The sequence below is a fragment of the Moorena sp. SIO4E2 genome (genome assembly GCF_010671945.1).
Taxonomy (GTDB): Bacteria; Cyanobacteriota; Cyanobacteriia; order Cyanobacteriales; family Coleofasciculaceae; genus Moorena; species Moorena producens.
Genome location: NZ_JAAHIE010001397.1, coordinates 1 through 1,096, shown reverse-complemented (window position 1 = coordinate 1,096; position 1,096 = coordinate 1). Strand labels below are relative to the sequence as shown.

The following is a 1,096-nucleotide window of genomic DNA, read 5'->3' as shown; positions in this document are numbered from 1 at the left end:
TTGCTTTTAAGAAAATCTTTGGTTCCTCTGAAAGTAAAGAAGTCCTGATTAGCTTTCTAGATGCTCTGATATATCGCGGGGAATCTAGAATCAATGACTTAGAGATTATTGACCCATACAATGCTGGTTATACTACGGAGTTAAAGGATACCTACCTGGATGTCAAGGCTGTCTTAAATGACGGCTCCACGGTAATTATTGAAATGCAAGTCTTAAATCTTCCAGCTTTTGATAAACGAGTGATTTATAATCTCGCCAAAACCTATAGCAATCAATTAAAATCTGGGCAAGGATATTCTAAGCTCAAGCCGGTGATTGCTTTAACAATTACAGACTTCACTATGTTTGAGCAAACCTCGGGATACCTAACTCGATTTCTATTTCAAGAAGAGCAAGAGAAGTTTATCTACCAAAACCAAGACCTAACTATGGTGTTTGTGGAACTGCCAAAATTTTCCCGGCGTTTAGAAGACTTAGAAACGGCATCGGAGAAATGGATCTATTTTCTCAAGGAAGCCCCAAATTTAGAAGCAATACCCGATACCTTTCTTGATGCAGTCGCTCATGGGGGAAACCCCCAAGACCGCGCTGCATCGCTATCAGAAATCCCGGGGATTGCTCAGGCGCTAACGATAGCTAATCAAGCCAATATGAGTAGAAAAGACTTGGACGAATTACACAAACGAGAAGTGTTTATGGAAGACCGTAAAGGTGAAATTCGTCAAGCTCTGGAAGAAGGGAAACAAGAAGGTCGGGAACAAGGCCGAGAAGAAGGTAAACAAGAAGGCCGGGAAGAAGCGAGATTATTAATGCAGGGATTGATATCCCGTCAACTAGAAGGCAAACTTGGTGCAATACCTTCAGAAATTCTAGATAAAATTCAACAATTATCTCTAGACCAATTAGAAGGTTTAGGAGTTGCTATGGCAGATTTTACCACCAGCGTAGATTTGTCGAATTGGTTGCGGGATAACCAATGATATAGCTATTAAGTAGGGTGGGCAAAATTATAGAATCTAGAATTATCAAAAGAACTAAACGGTTTTTGCCCACCCTACAAGCCTATTAAGTAGTAGTGTTGTACCAGTGAAATTCA

At 40.3% G+C, this 1,096-nt stretch carries 1 protein-coding gene; it reads left to right on the top strand.

The window, feature by feature from the left end:
* A partial coding sequence (locus F6K37_RS43975) for an Rpn family recombination-promoting nuclease/putative transposase (RefSeq protein ID WP_287257425.1) occupies positions 1-980 on the top strand: 980 nt, incomplete at its 5' end.
* Between the last annotated feature and the right edge of the window lie 116 nt (positions 981-1,096).